The sequence below is a fragment of the Synergistaceae bacterium genome (assembly GCA_012728235.1).
Classification (GTDB): Bacteria; Synergistota; Synergistia; order Synergistales; family Synergistaceae; genus JAAYFL01.
Window position 1 is genome coordinate 1 of sequence record JAAYFL010000052.1, and the last position, 2,535, is coordinate 2,535.

Genomic DNA, 2,535 nt, shown 5'->3' on the forward strand with positions numbered 1-2,535 from the left:
CCCCTAAGGGCTGCTGTAAGAGAAAAATTTAAAGACTGGAATAAAAAGCCACTTATAAGTATTCTAAAATAATCGCCTCCGATGGCAAGAACTGCCGGTTCTGCACCAAGAAAGGTCATAAGAGGATCTCTAAAGATCTGTACTATAAAGAAATAGGGAAGGGCAAGACCAAGAAAACTGATCAGAAGCACATGCTGTAATGTATCTTCTATTTTGTCTTCTTCCCCTGAGCCAATATGCCGTGCCACCAGAGCTGTACATCCCACATTCACCGATTGAACCAAAGAAATTCCGATAAAAAGGGGTTGATTGACAATTCCTACGGCCGCCACTGATTGATTGGCTATCAGTTTGCTGGCTACATTGCCCAGCATCATCATATCCACCATACTAAATAAACTTGCTAAGATAAGTTCAAGAAGCACCGGCCAAGCTATTCTTATCACTTCTTTGCGATGAATGGAATGGAGTCTTTCATCGGGTGAAGGTTTTTTGCTTACCATATATAACCTCATTTCAAAAAAAAGTGCAATGCACCCTTTTATGATAGCATACTTATCTCTAAGAATAGTTCTATTTGGCTTAGAAGTTTCTATTCGTCATGAGGGATTCATATATTTACTACTCTACTTAAAGTGCCTCCATAAAGAAATAAGAGGAAGGATAAAATCCTTCCCCTATCTCTAACCATTCATGAAAATAATAAAACCATATAATCAGAAACCCATAGGTTAATTTATAACTTTTCTTGGCTTTTAAGGATATTAAGGGCTACCATTGTCTCTGCGCAGCCTTCCTCTAGGGGATTCATTGCACAATGAGCCTCCTCAAGGTGCTTAAATTCCTTGACCAGAAAAATCAGTGTAATAACAGAAGAAAGACCATCGGCTATGGGTTGAGCATACCAGACCCCTTGGAGTCCAAAAAATCTTGGAAGGAAATAGACAAGAGGGGCAAGTAGAAAGACTTGCCGCGATAGAGAAAGCACGAAACTTATTCTTGCCTTTCCAATGGATTGGAAAAAATTAGAACTGATAATTTGAAAACCTGCAATAAACATCATGGACAAGAATACACGAAGACCCTTAACGGTAATTTCAAAAAGTTCTGCATCCGGTGTCATAGCACCTACCAGGATATGAGGAAAGAACTGAACAATAACCCATCCGGCACTCATTAATGCCGTTGCCGATAAAATAGCAACTCTTACCGTCTCTTTGACTCTTTTGAAATTCCCCGCTCCATAATTAAAGCCTACTATGGGTTGCATCCCTTGATTCATTCCAAAAATCGGCATAAAAAAGAGCATAGCAATGGAGTTAATAATGGCCTAGGCTCCCTGAGCCAAGGCACCTCCATAAATTCGAAGACTGTTATTGAGAAGAGCTCCTACTACACTGCCGGCTATTTGAATAAAAAAAGGAGAAACCCCTATGGCCACGATCAGGGAAATCACTTTTAAGTCCAATCGAAAATCTTTCTTGTTTAATTTAATAAGATTATTACCACGAAGATAGTAGCTAAGCCCACGGCTAAAACTTAAAAACTGAGCAATGATGGTGGCATAGGCTGCCCCTTCTATGCCCATTTTAAAAGTAAAGATAAAAATCGGGTCTAAGATAATATTGGTAATTGCTCCTAGAAGCATACTGTACATTACAAATTTCGGATTGCCCTCAGCGCGAATCAGATGGTTAAAGGCAAATCCAAAGGTATTCCAATAATTCCCAATTAGGATAATGCGCAAATAACTACTGGCATAGGGTAGATTTTCTGCTGTGGCACCGAACACAAGAAGAACTTTTTCTAGATTCAAAAGCAAAAAGCCGTTTAGAACAAGAGCACTTAAAAAAAGCATCATTAGGGCGTTGGCAAGAATCTTTCTCGCCATAGGTTGATCTTTCTTCCCTAAAAATATTGAGATGTTCGCTCCGCCACCAATTCCAAAGAGCATGGTAAAACCCATTAGAATAAAGGTAATGGGCAAGGATACCCCAATTCCGCCAATGGCAATCCTGCCCGTGATGGGAATTTGGCCTATAAAAAAGCGGTCCACTATATTATAGAGGGCTTGAACCATCATTCCTGTAATGGCTGGCAGACTAAAACTAAAAAAGAGACGAGGAATGGATTCAGTGGCCATTCTTCTTTCTCTCTCACTGGTATAATTCACATAAACTCCTAACTTTGCATTTCAAATTTTGTTTTGCAACTGGGGCAACTGACTCGAATCTTGCCCTTACCCTTGGGAACAATCATTTTCTTACCACAAGAAGGGCACTTGGGAAGTATAAAATCTAATTTTGAAAGAAGTTGAGTAGGATTAAATCCTACGATTACTTCTCCATCAATAAGAAAAGTAGTGACACCTTGCACGCCTAGAGTTTGATACTCTTTTTAGATTTCCGGATTTTGAACATTCTTATCAATAAAGGGAATCCCTTCTTTTTTCAGAAAATCCTTAGCGGTGTGACAATGAGGACAGCTAGGACTTGAATACATTATTATTTTTTTCATAATACACCTCCTGTATAG

General features: G+C 39.2%; 5 protein-coding genes. All 5 read right to left on the reverse strand.

The genetic code is table 11. The features are described 5' to 3' along the window. On the reverse strand, window positions 1-503 hold a 503-nt coding region (locus GXZ13_04020), incomplete at its 3' end, for an MATE family efflux transporter (GenBank protein NLX75002.1). A 233-nt stretch (window positions 504-736) separates the two neighbouring features. After that, window positions 737-1,297, reverse strand: coding sequence for a hypothetical protein (locus GXZ13_04025; GenBank protein NLX75003.1), 561 nt, complete (start codon window positions 1,295-1,297; stop codon window positions 737-739). A gap of 33 nt (window positions 1,298-1,330) precedes the next feature. Next, window positions 1,331-2,173, reverse strand: coding sequence for a hypothetical protein (locus tag GXZ13_04030; GenBank protein ID NLX75004.1), 843 nt, complete (start codon window positions 2,171-2,173; stop codon window positions 1,331-1,333). A gap of 8 nt (window positions 2,174-2,181) precedes the next feature. Then, window positions 2,182-2,376, reverse strand: a complete 195-nt coding sequence (locus GXZ13_04035) for a hypothetical protein (protein NLX75005.1) — start codon at window positions 2,374-2,376, stop codon at window positions 2,182-2,184. Between the two features lie 21 nt (window positions 2,377-2,397). Next, window positions 2,398-2,517 carry a glutaredoxin family protein gene (locus GXZ13_04040; protein NLX75006.1) on the reverse strand — a complete coding sequence of 40 codons (120 nt, stop codon included), beginning with the start codon at window positions 2,515-2,517 and terminating at the stop codon, window positions 2,398-2,400. Between the last annotated feature and the right edge of the window lie 18 nt (window positions 2,518-2,535).

Excerpts from the sequence above, each read along its gene's own strand:
- GXZ13_04025 (NLX75003.1), bottom strand. The coding sequence starts at position 1,297 with ATGCCGATTTTTGGAATGAATCAAGGGATGCAACCCATAGTAGGCTTT.
- GXZ13_04040 (NLX75006.1), bottom strand. The coding sequence starts at position 2,517 with ATGAAAAAAATAATAATGTATTCAAGTCCTAGCTGTCCTCATTGTCAC.